1 protein-coding gene is annotated in these 294 nt (G+C 49.0%); it reads left to right on the forward strand.

Annotated features, from left to right (window positions below):
* Nucleotides 1-294: condensation domain-containing protein (locus tag G9G54_RS24995; protein WP_165179966.1), on the forward strand; the 294-nt coding region annotated here is incomplete at both ends.

Here is a 294-nt window from a genome sequence, read left to right on the forward strand (position 1 = left end):
GCGCAGTTGCTGCAGGAAAGCCTGCAGGAAGTGATCGCTCATTGTGCCTCCAAAGAGCGGAGTGAGCTAACACCAAGTGATGTATTGTTCAAAGGCTTGACACTTGGTCAGCTGGAACAATTGACAGAGCAAACAGCTTCTGTGGGCGAGCTGGAAAATGTATATGCTCTTTCGCCTATGCAGAAGGGGATGCTGTTCCATAATCTAATGGAGCCGCAGTCAGGCGCCTACTTCCAGCAAGCGTCGTTTGATCAAAAAGGCAGCTTTGATGTTGAAATTTTCCGCAAGAGTCTG

This window comes from Paenibacillus sp. EKM212P (genome assembly GCF_011066115.1).
GTDB lineage: Bacteria > Bacillota > Bacilli > Paenibacillales > Paenibacillaceae > Paenibacillus > Paenibacillus polymyxa_B.